General features: G+C 43.8%; 13 protein-coding genes and 1 riboswitch. All 13 genes read right to left on the bottom strand.

All coding sequences use genetic code 11. The features are described from left to right. Positions 1 to 210 precede the first annotated feature (210 nt). Positions 211 to 2802 carry a magnesium-translocating P-type ATPase gene (gene mgtA, locus IGJ05_RS02080; protein ID WP_010749598.1) on the bottom strand — a complete coding sequence of 864 codons (2592 nt, stop codon included), beginning with the start codon at positions 2800 to 2802 and terminating at the stop codon, positions 211 to 213. Positions 2803 to 2989: 187 nt separating this feature from the next. Next, positions 2990 to 3161, bottom strand: a riboswitch (M-box (ykoK) riboswitch). Between the two features lie 390 nt (positions 3162 to 3551). Continuing rightward, positions 3552 to 4652: a non-hydrolyzing UDP-N-acetylglucosamine 2-epimerase gene (gene wecB / locus IGJ05_RS02075; RefSeq protein ID WP_262119466.1), complete on the bottom strand. Its 1101-nt coding sequence runs from the start codon at positions 4650 to 4652 to the stop codon at positions 3552 to 3554. 121 nt (positions 4653 to 4773) lie between these two features. After that, complete coding sequence (guaC, locus tag IGJ05_RS02070) at positions 4774 to 5751, bottom strand: GMP reductase (protein WP_005230038.1); 978 nt, start codon at positions 5749 to 5751, stop codon at positions 4774 to 4776. A 210-nt stretch (positions 5752 to 5961) separates the two neighbouring features. Next, positions 5962 to 6876 carry an aldo/keto reductase gene (locus tag IGJ05_RS02065; RefSeq protein WP_262119467.1) on the bottom strand — a complete coding sequence of 305 codons (915 nt, stop codon included), beginning with the start codon at positions 6874 to 6876 and terminating at the stop codon, positions 5962 to 5964. A 169-nt stretch (positions 6877 to 7045) separates the two neighbouring features. Then, positions 7046 to 8332, bottom strand: coding sequence for a phosphoribosylamine--glycine ligase (purD, locus tag IGJ05_RS02060; RefSeq protein WP_262119468.1), 1287 nt, complete (start codon positions 8330 to 8332; stop codon positions 7046 to 7048). 16 nt (positions 8333 to 8348) lie between these two features. Further along, a complete protein-coding gene (purH, locus tag IGJ05_RS02055) occupies positions 8349 to 9884 on the bottom strand; it encodes a bifunctional phosphoribosylaminoimidazolecarboxamide formyltransferase/IMP cyclohydrolase (protein WP_375352805.1) in 1536 nt (511 codons plus the stop codon). Further along, the gene (purN, locus tag IGJ05_RS02050; RefSeq protein WP_266167039.1) at positions 9877 to 10461 is read right to left on the bottom strand and encodes a phosphoribosylglycinamide formyltransferase; all 585 of its coding nucleotides are present in this window, start codon (positions 10459 to 10461) and stop codon (positions 9877 to 9879) included. Before purN ends, purH begins: the two co-directional genes overlap by 8 nt. Next, complete coding sequence (purM, locus tag IGJ05_RS02045; protein ID WP_438724991.1) at positions 10458 to 11504, bottom strand: phosphoribosylformylglycinamidine cyclo-ligase; 1047 nt, start codon at positions 11502 to 11504, stop codon at positions 10458 to 10460. Before purM ends, purN begins: the two co-directional genes overlap by 4 nt. A gap of 115 nt (positions 11505 to 11619) precedes the next feature. After that, complete coding sequence (gene purF, locus IGJ05_RS02040; protein ID WP_010749590.1) at positions 11620 to 13044, bottom strand: amidophosphoribosyltransferase; 1425 nt, start codon at positions 13042 to 13044, stop codon at positions 11620 to 11622. Beyond that, positions 13029 to 15257, bottom strand: a complete 2229-nt coding sequence (gene purL / locus IGJ05_RS02035) for a phosphoribosylformylglycinamidine synthase subunit PurL (RefSeq protein WP_266167038.1) — start codon at positions 15255 to 15257, stop codon at positions 13029 to 13031. Before purL ends, purF begins: the two co-directional genes overlap by 16 nt. Continuing rightward, the gene (purQ, locus tag IGJ05_RS02030; protein WP_010749588.1) at positions 15250 to 15927 is read right to left on the bottom strand and encodes a phosphoribosylformylglycinamidine synthase subunit PurQ; all 678 of its coding nucleotides are present in this window, start codon (positions 15925 to 15927) and stop codon (positions 15250 to 15252) included. The genes purL and purQ overlap by 8 nt, the downstream gene beginning before the upstream one ends. Next, complete coding sequence (gene purS / locus IGJ05_RS02025; protein ID WP_010749587.1) at positions 15924 to 16196, bottom strand: phosphoribosylformylglycinamidine synthase subunit PurS; 273 nt, start codon at positions 16194 to 16196, stop codon at positions 15924 to 15926. Before purS ends, purQ begins: the two co-directional genes overlap by 4 nt. Next, positions 16187 to 16912: a phosphoribosylaminoimidazolesuccinocarboxamide synthase gene (gene purC, locus IGJ05_RS02020; RefSeq protein WP_081116641.1), complete on the bottom strand. Its 726-nt coding sequence runs from the start codon at positions 16910 to 16912 to the stop codon at positions 16187 to 16189. Before purC ends, purS begins: the two co-directional genes overlap by 10 nt. Between the last annotated feature and the right edge of the window lie 185 nt (positions 16913 to 17097).

Here is a 17097-nt window from a genome sequence, read left to right as displayed (position 1 = left end):
CTTTTCAGATTCTTTTTTTTATTTAAGAATAGTACAGCAATCATCATTTGGCTAAACAGATTTACCATTAACCTCCTTTTATTACTTGTGAAGGATTCGACTTGAATCAAAAAGAATTTTCTTAAGATGAGAAAAAAATAATACAGAGATCGGATAAAAAGAAACAGATCGGCAATTCTCCCCTCCATAGGAAGAACGCCGACCTGTTTTTTAAATCCATTCTTTCGTTACATGAATGTAAATGCGTTTGGCAAATTCAACTGTTACTAAATAAGCGAAATTGATACCAATAAACCATGGCCAGTAGCTTGATGGCAGCGCCGCAAAATCGAAGACGGTGTGCAATGGCGTCAAGATAACTAAGAAGCCAACTGCAATTGCTAGGACGCTGGAGATCAAGACTGCCGGTGAAGCAATACTATTGATAAATGGTAATTTTCTTGTTCGGATCATGTGAACGACTAAGGTTTGTGTCGTTAAGCCGATCATAAACCATCCTGCTTGGAACAAGGCTTGCTCTTGGATCGTATTTGCACTGAAGACATGCCACATCACAAAGAAGGTCAAAATATCAAAGATGCTGCTGACCGGTCCAATGCCGACCGTAAACTTCAATAGTCCGCCCACTTGCCATTTGACTGGTTTTTCTAACTCTGCTTTGTCTACGTTGTCCCATGGAATCGTCAATTGTGCCATATCGTACACCAAGTTTTGAACCAACAATTGAATGGACAACATTGGTAAGAAAGGTAAAAAGGCACTAGCAACTAAGATCGAGAAGACATTCCCGAAGTTCGAACTCAACGTCATTTTGATGTACTTCATCATATTGGTAAATACTTTGCGCCCTTCGATGACCCCTTTATCAAGGACATTTAAACTTTTTTCTAATAAAATGATCGAGCTGGCATCTTTGGTGATATCCGCTGCTGTATCAACCGAGATGCCAACATCTGCCGTGCGTAAAGCAGGCGCATCGTTGATGCCATCTCCCATAAAGCCGACTGTATGGCCTGCTGCTTGAATAGTTTCAATGATTCGTGATTTTTGCATTGGGTTTAATTTTGCAAACAGATTGGTTTTTGCAGCTTTCGCTGCTAACTCTTCATCTGATAGATGATCAATATCGGTTCCCAATAAGTATTCATCTGCATCGATACCAACATCTCGGCAAACTTTTTGCGCAACGATCGCATTATCTCCAGTCAACACTTTGACATTGATGCCATGACCGTGTAAAGAAGCAATCGCTGTTTTGGCTGTTTCTTTTGCTGGATCTAAGAAGCCCATAAAGCCAATCATGATCATGTCTTGTTCGTCTGCTACAGAATAAACGGCATCTGCGTGAGCATCGCGTTTTACGGCAACTGTCAACACGCGCATTCCTTGTTTATTCAAGCGCAGGTTCACTTGACGTAATTGCTCTCTCAATTGAGGAGTCAATTCCATCACTTTGCCATCAACTTCTACGTATTTGCAGACTTGTTCCATTTCTTCAGCTGCACCTTTTGTGACCATCAGTTGATGACCATCCGCATTGACAACAACCGTCAAGCGACGACGTGAAAAGTCAAAAGGAATCTCATCGATTTTTGTCACATCGTTAAATGGCGCTGCCAAACCTTCTTCTTCATAGTAGTTTAGCACTGCGATATCCATCAGGTTTTTCCACCCTGTTTGATAGTAAGAATTTAAATAGGTCATATCAAGAACTTGTTTATCTTCTACGCCAAACGGATTTAAATGTTGTACCAGCACGACACGATCTTCGGTGATCGTACCCGTTTTATCGGTACATAATACATCCATTGCACCTAAGTTTTGAATCGAAGGCAATTCTTTGACGATCACTTTTTCTTTTGACAAAGAGATCGCCCCTTTGGCTAAGTTACTGGTAACGATCATTGGTAGCATTTCTGGCGTCAAACCAACTGCTACTGCAATCGCGAAGAACAACGCTTCGCCCCAATCACCCTTGGTTAATCCATTGATCAATAAAACGATTGGGAAAAGAACCATGACCATTCGCAACAATAGTTTGCTGACTTTCGTTAAGCCATCTTCAAAGGTTGTTTTGCCGCGTTTCGTGGTCGCATTTTTAGCAATATCGCCAAAGAATGTACTTTGACCGGTTTTCAAAATAATGGCTTTTCCTTGACCACTTAAGACATCGGTACCCATGAAAACAAGATCTTGCATATCTAGTGCAGAAATTTGTTCATCGCTTTCTTTGATCCCAGCATCGACAAATTTTTCAACGGGCATTGATTCGCCTGTTAATGAAGATTGATTGATAAATAAATCTTTGGTCCAAATCAAGATCGCATCCGCAGGGATCATGTCGCCAGTTGCTAAGGTGACGATGTCTCCAGGAACGACTTCATCCATTGGAATTTCTCTCGTGATTCCATCTCTGGTTACGGAACAAGTATTTTCAATAAGTTCTTTTAACGCTAAGCTTGCTTTTTGGGAACGGTATTCTTGGACGAAAGTAATCATGACACTGGCTAAAATCATGATTCCCATCACGATCACTGCTTCAATATCGCCTGTTACAAAAGAAATAATCATTAATAGGGCTAAAACTAACACAAAGGGATCTTTAAAAGCGCCTAAGATCATCAACCAAGCGGGTGTTGGTTTTTGTGCGTCGACTTTGTTTGGACCATACTCTGCTAAACGCTCTGCAGCATCTTCTTCCGATAACCCTTGAAAGGAGGTCCGCATCTCCATCAATAATTCTCTTTCGGTCAATTTTGCAAGTAATTTTAGTTCTTGATCTTTCGATAGTTTTTTTAACAACTTTTTTTCCTCCTAGCACTTAGGAGTTGCTTACGCCACCCCTAGCGATTCGATAACTACTCCGCTGTTTCATCTGGGGACTGGGGTATTCCATGTGAATCTTCCTTTCTTTTTATTAGGTAAGTCACTGTGGAACGCGCGCAAAAGACACAAAAAAACGCACGCTCCCAATAAGCATGCGTAAAAAACTCATGATCATTGTAGAGCTTTAGCACTATAGGGCGTAGATAGCAAATTTGCTATCAGCTGCTTTGGGTTTAACCTTCACGATTAGACCTGTCCTACCAACTAAGCATCTCTCGATGCTTTTGCGGCAGCAGCTTGTGTCCATATAGGAGCCTCACCTAACAATTATTTGTATAAAATGTCAGTTCGTCGGAAGTCTTTCTTCCAACTACCCACATAATAACTGCTATCCTAACCAATGTCAACAGCATCTAAGGAAAAAAGTACCCTTTTTTCAAAGTTTTCCATAGGTTTTCAAATGAAAGGTCTTACAATAAAATAACAACATTAAAGAACCGATGTGATTTTATACTTGATAAACCTTTATATACGAGCAGATGAACAGAAACCCTTTCAAAGCGAAACTCACACTTAATCAAGCTTCTTCGTTTGTCACACTCAACGAAAAAATGGAAACGGCGTTCCCGCAGGTTTCATGTATATAAAAAGACAGCCATGTAACAAACAGCTGCCTCTTTCTCTATGTTCCCCTATACTGGGAGAATTATTATTCACTCTAGCTCTCACGAAAAATGATCGGCTAAAATTTGCAGGATTCGCTGGCTTGCTTTCCCATCGCCGTATGGATTTTCTGCATGTGCCATGGCATTGTAAGCTTCTGGATCTTCTAGCAGTCGCTTTGTTTCTTGATAAACCGCAGCTTCAGACGTACCGATCAGTTTTAACGTACCTGCAGCAATGCCTTCTGGACGCTCTGTTGTATCTCGCAAGACCAAAACAGGAACGCCTAATGACGGCGCTTCTTCTTGGACACCACCGGAATCCGTCAAAATCAAGGTACTTTGATTCGCAACGTTATGAAAATCAATGACATCTAAAGGCTCAATCAACGTAACATTTGCTAGTTCCCCAAGAATCTCCTGAGCAATCCCTCGGACTTGGGGATTCTTGTGCATAGGGAAAACCACTTTGATCGTTGGCTTCTCCTTTGCGATCTGTGCTAAAGCACGAAAGACCTGCTGCATCGGAGCACCTAAGTTTTCTCGACGATGCATTGTTAGTAGGATCATGGTTTGATCTGCTGCGGAAAGTTCTGGATGCTGGTATTCCTCCGAGATCGTATAACGCATCGCATCAATGGCGGTATTACCTGTTACATAAATCGCAGCCTCATTGCGGTTTTCAGCCAGCAGATTTTTTTTGCTTTGGTAAGTTGGCGCAAAGTAAAAATCAGCTAAGACATCGATCAACTGACGATTGGCTTCCTCTGGATAAGGAGATTTTTTGTTCCATGTGCGCAAACCGGCTTCCACATGACCCACAGGAATTTGCTGATAAAAGGCGGCCGTCGCGGCTGCATAAGCGGTGGTCGTATCGCCATGAACCAGCACGATATCAGGAGTTTCTTTTTGCAGGATCGGTTCTAGATCCAGTAAAACTTTGGTGGTGATCCCTGTCAAGGTTTGCCCTAAAGTCATAATATCCAGATCATAGTCTGGTGTGATCTCAAAAACCGTTAATACTTGATCCAACATTTCTCGATGCTGCGCCGTCACCACAACGATCGATTCAAAACGCGGGTCGTTTTCCAATTCCTTTACTAGTGGCGCCATTTTGATGGCTTCCGGTCTGGTACCGAACACTGACATCACTTTGATTGTCATTTGGTCACCCGCTCCTCTACTCTTCGTTGCTTCTATTATAACGAAGAAAACAGAAAAACAAAATGGTTCTTCTTACAAAAAAAGAAACGACCAATAGAAGGTCGCTTCTTTAGTATCCTGTTTAGATCGTATCTCCATTAAAAATCGAATTTTTCACGATTACGTAATCCACTTTACGAATCGATTCTAAATCTTTTCCACCTGCATAAGAGATCGATGACTGCAAGTCTTGCTGCATTTCAACTAACGTGTCTTTCAAAGAACCTTTGTATTGAATCCAAATTTTCTTTCCTTCCACGTTTTTCTTTTCACCTTTTTGAAATTCTGATGCAGAACCAAAGTATTCTTTCATCACAACGCCGTTTTCTACTTTCGTTTCACCAGGTGATTCTTCATGACCTGCAAACAATGAACCGATCATGACCATTGTTGCACCGAAACGGACAGATTTAGCGATATCGCCGTGTGTCCGAATGCCGCCATCTGCAATGATTGGTTTGCGAGCAGCTTTGGCACACCAGCGTAGTGCTGCTAACTGCCAGCCGCCAGTCCCGAAACCAGTTTTGATTTTTGTGATACACACTTTCCCAGGTCCAATGCCGACTTTCGTTGCATCTGCACCAGCGTTTTCCAATTCACGAACTGCTTCTGGCGTTCCAACATTTCCAGCGATCACAAACGTTGCTGGCAAATGCTTCTTGATGTGTTGGATCATATTGATCACGGCGTTTGAGTGGCCATGAGCAATATCGATCGTAATAAAATCAGGAACAAGCTCTTTGTCAGCTAGTTCTTCCACAAAGGCATATTCATTTTCTTTGACACCTACGCTGATAGAAGCAATCAAGCCACGGCTCTTCATTTTTTTGATAAATGGAATCCGTGCTTCTTCATCAAAGCGGTGCATAATATAAAAATAGCCATTTTCAGCTAAAAATTCTGCGATCGAATCATCAATAATCGTTTGCATATTTGCAGGAACGACAGGCATCTTAAAAGAGTGTCCGCCTAATGTCACCGTGGTATCACATTCTGAACGGCTGTTCACGATACACTTGTTAGGAATCAGTTGTATATCTTCGTAATCAAAAACTTTCATGTCAAACATAAAAATATCCTCCAAATCTTACTAAGAGTGAAGCAAGCATCAAATGGCATCCGCCTATTTTTAACGCCCACAACAATTTAAACCACCTAGAAGTGAAATACAAGCTTTTCAGAAATACTTTTTGAAAAAAAAGGATGAATGTTCGTCTTTTGCGAACATTCATCCTTATAAGTACTGAAAAAAACGGGATTTACTAATAAATTACGGCAAGATGTTCCCTGCTGCTTTATACACCTCATACCATTCATGGCGAGTCAATACGATCGAAGATGCTTGCGCGATTTCTTCGATCCGATGTGGGGTCATCGTTCCAGCAATCACTTGCATGTTTGCAGGGTGACGTAAGATCCACGCAGAAGCAATACCTGTCGGTGTCGTTTGATACTTGTCCGCTAGTTCAGTCAATTTTTCGTTCAACTCTGGGAATTTCTCATTACCGATAAAGACACCTTCGAAGAAACCATATTGATACGGAGACCAAGCTTGGATCGTCATCTCATGCAAGCGAGAATATTCAAGAATTTCTCCATCATGATCGACACTACCAGCATCCGTCATGTTGACATGAATTCCTTGATCGATCATTCCCGTATGCATGATCCCGAATTGCAGCTGATTCGCTACTAAAGGTTGGGAAACATATTTTTTCAACAATTCGATTTGACCAGGTTTTTGATTGCTGACACCGAAGTATTTCACTTTGCCGTCTTTTTCTAATTGATCAAAGGCAGCTGCCACTTCTTCTGGTTCAAACAAAGTGTCAGGGCGATGCAATAGTAGCGCATCCAAATGATCGGTTTTCAAACGCTGTAAACTACCTTCCACGGAAGAAATGATATGCTCTTTCGAAAAATCAAACATTACACCTGGAACGATGCCACATTTTGATTGAATGAACAACTCTTCTCTTTTGGCATCCGTTTTTGCTAACGCTTCCGCAAAAATCGTTTCACACTCCCCGCGCCCATAGATATCGGCATGGTCAAAAAAGGTAATGTCATTTTCAATCGCTGTCGTCAATACTTTCACTGGGTCTTTGGCATTGTTGATTCGCATCAAACCTAAAATCACGCTAGATACTTCTAAATCAGTGGGACCGAATTTAATTTTTTTCACGTAAAGTTCCTCCTTATTTAAACTACATTCTTATTTTAGCACAACAAGATGAAAACGCTACACCAACGTCAAAAAAACCTCCTATAAAATGAAAACCACCAGCACAACCGATTGGTTCTACTGGCAGTCATCCTTTACTTTCAATTTGCATTACGCATTGAAACGTTCTTTACTTCATCGCCTTTGATGAGTTGCTATAGTGTAAGGCTTTGTCACCAATGTCATTTCGATAAAACAAACCCGACAAAGGCAATTTATTGATTGCTTCATAGACGTTCTTTTGTGCAGTAGCTAAATCCTCAGCTGAAGCTTCCACAAGAAAAACACGACCACCAGCTGCCGTCAAATCGCCTTGATCAGCAGTCTCCTCCACTCCTGCATAAAAGAATTGTGTTCCTTCTCCTTGAGGAGATGGAACAGGCATTCCTTGCTGATACTTGCCAGGATATCCTTGCGATGCAATCACGACACCGATCGAAGCTGCTTGATTCCAGCGAATCGCGGGCTCTCGATCCTGCAAGAGATCATCAATGATCTGTGCCAGGCTACTATCTAAACGACTTAACACGACTTGCGTTTCTGGATCACCAAAACGAGCATTAAATTCAATGACTTTCGGTCCTTCATTAGTAGCAATCAGACCTGCATAAAGAATACCAGTAAATGGTGTCTTATTACGAATCATCCCTTTTGCTGCAGGAAATAAAACTTCTTTGACCGCTTGATCGACCATTTCTTGCGGAATCTGCGGTACTGGTGTGTACGCCCCCATACCTCCTGTATTCGGCCCTAAGTCGCCATCAAACGCACGTTTATGGTCTTGGGCAATGACCATTGGATAGACGGCTTCGTCCTTAACAAACGCCAAGAGCGAAAACTCTTCGCCAGCCAAAAACTCTTCGATCACCACTTTTGCACCACTTTCACCGAAAGCATTTTGCTCCAGCATCGCTTCGACAGCTGCATTCGCCTCATCAACGGTTTCAGCAACAACTACGCCTTTGCCTGCCGCTAAGCCATCCGCTTTGATAACGATCGGTGCACCTTTAAGTTGGATATATGCTTTTGCTTGCGCACTATCTTTAAAGCTTTGGTAGTCAGCTGTTGGAATGTGATTGGCACGCATCAATTCTTTGGCAAACTCTTTTGATCCTTCGATCATCGCTGCTTGTCGATTGGGACCAAAAATTTCCAAGCCCGCCGCCTGAAAATCATCTACGATGCCATTTAATAATGGAACTTCTGGACCAACGAAGGTCCAATCAACCTCCTGCTCTTGAGCAAAAGCAATCAAACCTTCATGATCGGACTCTTCAATTGCGACTGTCACGATCCCGTCTTTTCGCATTCCAGGATTGCCCTTTGCACAAAAGACTGTTTCAACTTGAGGGTCTTGCAGAAACTTTTTTGCGACGGCATGTTCTCTGCCACCACTACCAATAACAAGTATTTTCATCGTCTTCTCCTATTTCTTAGTGTTTAAAATGACGAACACCAGTAAAGACCATCGCCACACCGTACTTATCTGCCATGTCGATCGATTCTTGATCTTTGATACTACCACCAGGTTGAATAATCGCTTTGATTCCTTGTTGTGCTGCATATTCGACACTGTCATCCATCGGGAAAAAGGCATCGCTTGCCAGCACTGAACCAGCCAATTTATTGTTTTCACGGGCTTGTTCCACAGCGATTTTCACTGAACCAACGCGGTTCATCTGACCAGCACCGATCCCGACGGTTTGCTGTTGATTGGCTAAAACGATCGCATTGGACTTCACGTGTTTCACCGCTTTCCAAGCAAATGCCAAGGCTGCGATTTCTTCTGGTGTCGGCTGCCTTTTGGTCACCACGGTCCAATCTGCTGGTGACTCCATTTGATCGTCTGGTTCTTGCACCAATAAGCCCCCAAGGACAGAGACAACTTCTGGCTGTTTGGCTGCTTTTTCGAAATCAACAACCAGCAAGCGCAGATTTTTTTTCTTCGTTAGGATTTCAAGTGCTCCTTCTTCAAATGCAGGTGCAATAATGATCTCAAGAAAAATCCGCTGCAGCTGCTGCGCAGTTGCCACATCAACTGGACGATTTAAGACGATAATCCCGCCAAAAATCGACACTGGGTCTGCTTCGTAAGCTTCTTGGAAAGCTTCAGCAATCGTTTCTCCACTTCCGATTCCACATGGATTCATGTGCTTTAGGGCTACTGCAGTTGGCTCTGTAAATTCTTCTGCGATCCGTAAGGCAGCGTCAGCATCTTTAATGTTGTTGTAAGACAATTCTTTGCCGTGGATTTGTTTTGCGCTGGCAATCGAATAGGGCACGGGTAATGCGTCTTGATAGAAGGAAGCTTTCTGATGACTATTTTCACCATAACGCAATGTTTGTTTCAAAACATAGGTTTTCGTCAAGTTCTCCGTTTCTGTTTCAGCCACCGCTTTGGTCAAGTATTCACCAATCAAGGCATCGTAGGCTGCGGTATGGCGGAAGACTTTGGCAGCTAATTTCTTTCTTGATGCCAACGTCGTATTGCCTTCCTTCAGCTCAGTTAAAACCCAGTCGTAATCCTTGGGATCAACGACAACAGTTACTGAGGCATGGTTTTTCGCCGCAGAACGCAGCATGCTTGGTCCGCCGATGTCGATATTTTCGATTGCGTCGGCTTCTGTGACATCAGGCTTGCTGATCGTTTCTTTAAATGGATAAAGATTGACGACAACGAGGTCGATCGGTAAAATACCGTGCTCAGCCATTGCCTCCATATGAGAAGGCAGATCACGTCGCCCTAACAGACCACCATGCACCCGCGGATGTAGCGTTTTTACCCTACCGTCCATCATTTCAGGAAATTCTGTGATCGCTTCGATGCCGATCGGTTGAAGCCCTGCTTCATCCAAGACGGTTTTGGTCCCGCCAGTTGAAATGATCTCAAATCCTAAATTGGTCAATTCTTGGACAAATGGTACCAGTCCTTCTTTGTCAGACACACTGATTAATGCACGTTTATTCACGATTTGATAGCCCCTTTTCCACAATTTCAGCTAAAACAGCTGGATAGATTTGGTGTTCCACTTGATGAATTTTCTCTGTCACACTTGTTAACGTATCGTCGGTGTCAATCCGAACGATTTCTTGGGCAATGATTGGCCCTGTATCAATGCCAGCATCGACATAATGAACCGTAACCCCCGTCACTTTCACGCCATAAGCGAAGGCATCGGCAATCCCAGATTTGCCTGGGAAGCTCGGCAACAACGAGGGATGGATATTAATGACTCTGCCTTCATAAGCGGATAATAGGTTGTTCCCGATGATCCGCATATACCCAGCTAAAACAATAAAATCGATGGCATGATACTGCAATTCTTCGATCAATTTCCTTTCAAAGGCTGCTTTTGACGCAAAAGCCGCTGGCTCCAAGACAAGCGTTTCATAGTCTCTTGCGCGAGCTTTTTCTATCACTGGCGCTGCAGGTTTATCGGAAAAGACCAATCCGATCTGCGCCCCTTTGATTTCATTAGCCTGGATCGCATCGGCGATCGCTGTAAAATTGCTGCCCGTTCCAGAAGCAAAGACGGCGATCCTCATCGGACTGCCTCTTTAAAGCAGACAGCTTCGTTGTCACGTTTCGTCACTTTACCGATCCGATACGCTGGTTCTTCATTGGCGGATAGAAGCGCCATTACTGCCGCAACATTTTCTGGCGCAACGGCTAAGACCATACCGATCCCCATGTTGAAAATCTCGAACATTTCTTGGTGAGGAATCGCGCCATGAGCAGCGATCAGATCAAATATCGGCAACTGCGGCCAAGTGTCTAAGGAGATTTCTGCCGCCAGACCTTCAGGCAGCATCCGCGGGATATTTTCAACAAAGCCGCCACCAGTGATATGAGAAATTCCAGCTAGCAATCCTTCTGTCAATAAAGGCTTCAATGCATCCACGTAAATTCTCGTTGGCGTCAATAAACTTTCTGCAAGTGTTTGGTTGCCAAGTTTTGCAAATGTTTCTGCTCCTGTATAGCCATGCTGTTCAAAAAAGACTTTTCTGACTAAAGAGTACCCATTCGAGTGAATGCCTGATGAAGGCAAACCAATCAGCTCATCGCCTTCTTTGATGGTTTCTCCAGTGATCAAGCGACTTTTTTCGACGATTCCTACGGCAAAGCCAGCAAGATCATATTCTTCTGGTTGGTACATTCCCGGCATTTCAGCGGTTTCCCCACCAATCAGGGCAGCACCCGCTTGCACACAGCCCTCTGCGACACCAGCAATGATTTGTTCGATCTTTGCAGGATCGTTTTTACCGACTGCAACATAGTCAAGGAAGTAGATAGGTTCTGCCCCTTGAGCGACGATATCATTCACGCACATTGCGACACAATCAATGCCGATCGTTGTGTGCTGTTCTTGCTGGATCGCCAATAAAAGCTTAGTTCCTACACCATCTGTCCCAGAAACGAGTACTGGTTCTTTCAATTGGTACGATGATAAGTCAAAACAGCCACCAAAGCCCCCGATTGCCCCCATCACGCCTAGACGTTCTGTTCGTTTCACATGCTTTTTGATCCGTTCGACTACTTCATAACCGGCTTCGACATCGACACCGGCTTTTGCATATGCATTTGCCACGTTCGTTCCTCCTCAATCATTCATCCGCTTTTCTTCATTCAGCTCATTCGTCGTTAACGCAAGTAAACCAGCGGTCCTTCACTGCTTCGTTTGAAAAACCATTTTTGCCTACAATTTATTCAGCTAAAGACGCGAGATAGTTTTCTTCATAATCATACAAAGGGGTTGGATAATCGCCATTGAAATAGGCCATACACAATCCTGAGTAAGGTGCGTCAAAATCTAAACCGATCGCTTCGATCAACCCGTCTTCACTTAAAAAGGCCAAAGAATCTGCTTCGATTTTTTCACAAATCTCAGCTTCCGTATATTTGGCTGCGATCAATTCTTTTCTCGTTTGAATGTCGATCCCGTAAAAACACGGATAGCGCAAAGGCGGCGAACCGATACGTACATGAACTTCTTTGGCACCTGCTTCTTTTAGCAGTTGCACGATACGGCGGCTGGTGGTTCCTCGGACGATCGAATCGTCGACTAGAATCACTCGTTTGCCTTCGACTACGCCACGAACAGCTGAGAGCTTCATCCGTACACCTTGTTCCCTTAACTCCTGCGTCGGTTGAATAAACGTTCGTGCGATGTATTGATTTTTTACTAAGCCTAATTCATAGGGAATACCTGAAGCTTCTGCGTACCCGCTGGCAGCAGATAAGGATGAATTCGGTACACCAATGACCATATCCGCTTCGATCGGCGCCTCTTGTGCTAAGCGACGGCCCATATTTTTACGGGCACGATGGACGTTGACGCCAGCGATGTTGGAATCAGGACGGGCAAAATAGATAAACTCCATCGAACATATCGCAGGTTGTACTTCTTGGGTATACTGTTCAATTTGAATGCCTGCATCATCAATGATCACGACTTCGCCTGGTCGGACATCACGAATAAATTCCGCACCGATGACTTCCAACGCACAGGTTTCTGAAGCCACCACATAAGCACCATTGACCATTTTCCCGATTGACAATGGCCGAAAGCCATTGGGGTCTAGTGCTGCGATCATGGCATTTTCGGTCAGTAAAAGGTACGCAAATCCACCTTTAACTTGATTTAATGCCTCCTTGACCCGATCCATAAAAAGCGGTTCTTCGCTGCGACGGATCAAGTGCATGAGAATCTCTGTATCGGAATTCGAGTGGAAAATCGCACCAGCCTTTTCTAAGGATTTCCGTAGACTTTTCGCATTCGTCAAGTTGCCGTTATGAGCTAAGCCAATCTGCTGATCAAAAAATTTAAATAAAAATGGTTGAATATTATCAACGCTACCATTACCAGCAGTTGCGTAGCGAACGTGACCAATAGCAGCATCTCCTGTCAGACGCTGGAGGACACGTTCATCCGAAAAGACTTCCGCTAGCAACCCTAAATCACGGTGGCCATTGAGTTTCCCCGCATCATTCGTGACAATCCCTGCACCTTCTTGGCCGCGATGTTGCAAACTGTGTAGTCCGAAGTAGGTGACACGAGCGGCATCTGGATGACCCCAAACACCAAAAACCCCACATTCCTCGTTGAGGCTCTTTACTTCATTAAACATGGAATGGCTTCCTCCCATTTCAATTTCGCCTCAGTAAGGGGCATCTCGATCGTATCATCTTGTGCTTGCATGCGAATCTGGCCATCAGCAGTCACTTCCCCGATCGCTGTTGCAGCAGCGCCTACCAGCGCTTCAAAAGCTGCTTGCTTATCAGGTGCGACTGAAAGCACAAATCGGGATTGGGTTTCTGAAAACAATTGTGCTGCTGGCAATGACACGGTCACATGTAGACCAAAGCCCTTGTCAAAAGCGGATTCGGCTAAAGCGATCGCTAAACCACCTTCGGCACAATCGTGGGCACTTTGAACAAGACCTGCTTGGATCGCTGCGGTAACCAATTGTTGGTTCATTTTTTCTGTTTCAAGGTCAAAGGACATTAAACGCCCAGCGATCTTTCCTGTCTGCAGTTTTTGCAATTCAGACCCATTGAAGTCAGCATGGGTTTCCCCTAGGACATAGATCAGATCCCCCGCTGCTTGGAAATGCTGCGTCGTGATATGCGCCAGCTCTTCGATCAATCCGACCATCCCAATTACCGGCGTTGGATAGACCGATTGTCCGTCCGTTTCGTTGTATAAGGAGACGTTCCCAGAAATGACTGGTGTCTCTAGCACACGACAAGCTTCTGAGATCCCGTCAGCAGCCGTGGATAACTCCCAGAATCCTTCTGGTTTATCTGGCGAGCCGAAGTTAAGGCAGTCAGTGATCGCCAATGGACGCCCACCGGAAGCGACGATATTTCGAGCAGCTTCTGCAACTGCGATCTGTCCGCCGACTTCTGGATCTAAGTACAGGTAACGAGCATTACAGTCAGTCGTCATCGCCAAGGCTTTATTGGTTCCCTTGATTCGTAACACAGCGGCATCACTGCCGGGTCCTACCACGGTATTGGTACGAACTTGCGAATCGTAGGTTTCAAAAATCGAGCGTTTTGAAGCGATCGTCGGCTGCTGCAGTAGATCGGCAAATACAGACGTTGCTGAGTGAATCACTGGAACAAAGTCTGGTGTTTCCTTAAACACTTTGATCCGTTTCGGTTCTGCCATCTCTTTGTAGTAAGTCGGCGCATCTTCAGCTAAAGCATCTACTGGCAAATTAGCGACTTCCTGTCCGTGATGGAACAAACGATAGTTGCCATCATCTGTTACTTCACCGATCACGACGGCTTCTAGATCGTATTTCTTAAAGAGTGCTTCCACTTCAGCTTCATGTCCTTTTTTGACACAGATCAGCATCCGCTCTTGAGATTCTGACAACATCATTTCATAAGGCGTCATATTGGTTTCTCGTTGTGGAACATCATCTAACGTTAAGCGCAACCCTGATCCGGCTTTTGATGCCATCTCGGCACTAGAAGAAACCAATCCAGCAGCACCCATATCTTGAATTCCGACTAAAATGTCCGAATGATCCACAATCAATTCCAAACAAGCTTCCAACAAAAGTTTTTCCATAAAAGGATCACCGACTTGTACGGCGGAACGTTGTTGTTCTTCACCTTCGACAAATTCTTCCGATGCAAAAGTCGCCCCATGTATCCCGTCGCGTCCTGTTTTTGCGCCGACATACATGATGGTGTTTCCAACACCTTTGGCCTGCCCTTTTTGAATATCCTTGTGAGCAATGATCCCTACACACATCGCATTGACTAATGGATTGCCTTCATAACAAGGATCAAATGCCACTTCACCACCGACGGTCGGAATCCCAATACAGTTGCCATAGCCACTGATCCCAGCAACGACTTCTTCCAAAAGATATTTCGTTCTTGGATTATCTAACTCACCAAATCGTAAGGAGTCTAAAACAGCAATCGGTCTTGCACCCATACTGAAGATGTCGCGGATGATCCCACCAACTCCAGTTGCTGCTCCTTCATAAGGTTCCACCGCAGAAGGATGATTATGGCTTTCCGCTTTAAAAACGACGGCTAGATCATCGCCGATATCCACGATACCCGCACCTTCGCCAGGTCCTTGCAGTACTTGCGGCCCTTCTGTCGGGAATTTCCGCAAAACAGGTTTGGAATTTTTGTAAGAACAATGTTCACTCCACATCACTGAAAAGAGTCCAGTTTCGGTATAATTCGGTAAACGTCCCAAAATATCTTCTGAGATCATCCGATACTCTTCTTGGGTCAATCCCCATTGCTCGTATAATTTCGTGTCTTTGATTTCTTGTGGTGTAGGTTCTTTTACGATCATTTTATCCATTTACCGGCACCTTCCCAAAATTTTTCAATAATGAAGCAAAAAACTTCTTGCCATCTTCTGAGCCTAATAAGCTTTCCATCGCTCGTTCTGGATGAGGCATCATGCCTAGAACATTGCCAGCTTTATTACAGATACCAGCGATGTTGTGTAGGCTGCCGTTGACGTTATCTTCATAACGGAAAACGATTTGATTGTTGGCAACCAATTCCTGATAAGTCGTTTCATCACAATAATAATTGCCCTCACCATGAGCGACAGGAAGCGTAATGACTTGATCCGTTTCATATTCAGAAGTAAAAGCTGTTTGATTATTCACTTGCAGACGGACCGGTTTGCAAATAAAATGGAGTGATTCATTTCTTTGTAAAACCCCTGGTAACAAGCCCGCTTCCGTTAAAATTTGAAACCCATTGCAGGTACCAAAGACAGGTTTGCCTTCATTTGCCAGACGAATGACCTCTGACATGATCGTTGAAAAACGGGCGATCGCTCCACATCTTAAGTAATCACCATAAGAAAATCCTCCTGGAAGCAAAACACCGTCAAAACCAGCTAAGCTGTCTGCATCATGGCGCACATATTCTGCTTCTGCCCCCATGATATCTTTGATTGCCCACATCAAATCAACATCACAATTTGATCCAGGAAAAACGATCACTGCAAATTTCATAGGGCCGCTTCCTCCATTTGAACCATTTCATAACGGTAGGTTTCCATATTGACGTTTGCCAAAAGCTTGTCGCAGATCGCTTCGATTTCTTCTGCTACAGCTGCTTGTGTTTGATTGTTTGAAGGTGTCACTTTGATTTCAAAGTATTTCCCGATCCGAATATCACTGACATCTTGATACCCCAAGCGATGAACGGCTCCTTTCACAGCTTCTCCTTGAGGGTCTAAAACAGATTCCTTATAGGTTACATAAACTTTGACTAAATACATGCTGAATTCTCCTTTTCTAAACGATTTAAGACTTCTTCATAAACAGGAACGATGTCCCCTAAATCACGTCGATAAACATCTTTATCAAGATGCTCATTTGTCCCCATATCCCATAAACGACAAGTATCTGGTGAAATCTCATCAGCCAGAAGCAACTCGCCCTTTTTGGTTTTGCCGATCTCGATTTTAAAATCGATCAAGCGAATGTTGATGTTCGCAAAGATTTCCAGTAACGCAGCGTTGACTTGCAGCGCCAATGTTTTGATCTGGTCCAGCTCCTCTTCTGAGGCAAGCCCTAGATAAAACACATGATCATCATTGATAAACGGATCATCCAAGCGATCTTCTTTGTAGTAAAACTCTACGATCGGCTTTGGCAGTTTGGTTCCTTCTTCGATGCCCAAGCGCTTTGAAAAACTACCAGCAGCCGTGTTGCGAACAACGACTTCTAAAGGAATCATGGTGACAGCTCGAATTAATTGTTCGTGTTTAGACACTAATTGAAGAAAGTGACTTGGGACGTTTTTGTCGGCTAGCCGCTGAAAAAGATGCGCAGTGATCTGATTGTTCAAGGCACCCTTTCCTACAACGGCATCTTTCTTTTGACCATTCAATGCAGTAGCTTGATCCAAATAAACGACTCTCAATACATCCTCTTCGTTGGTTTTAAACAATTTCTTGGCTTTTCCTTCATAAAGAAGCACTTCTGATTCCATAATCCACCTCAGTTAAGTAATATTTTTCACATAGCGATGACACACATCTTTATTTGCTTATTATTCTAACAACGCAGAAAAAGCGGGTCAACGATTATCTGTACATTTACATATTAATAAACACGAATGTTCGCTTTTTACCCAGTTGGTTGAAAGTAGATTCCTCTTTAGAAGCAGCAAAGGAT

The sequence above is a fragment of the Enterococcus sp. AZ167 genome (assembly GCF_051714025.1).
Lineage (GTDB): Bacteria > Bacillota > Bacilli > Lactobacillales > Enterococcaceae > Enterococcus_D > Enterococcus_D casseliflavus.
The sequence above is the reverse complement of the archived record's forward strand: the minus strand, read 5'-3'. Positions and strand labels throughout refer to the sequence as shown.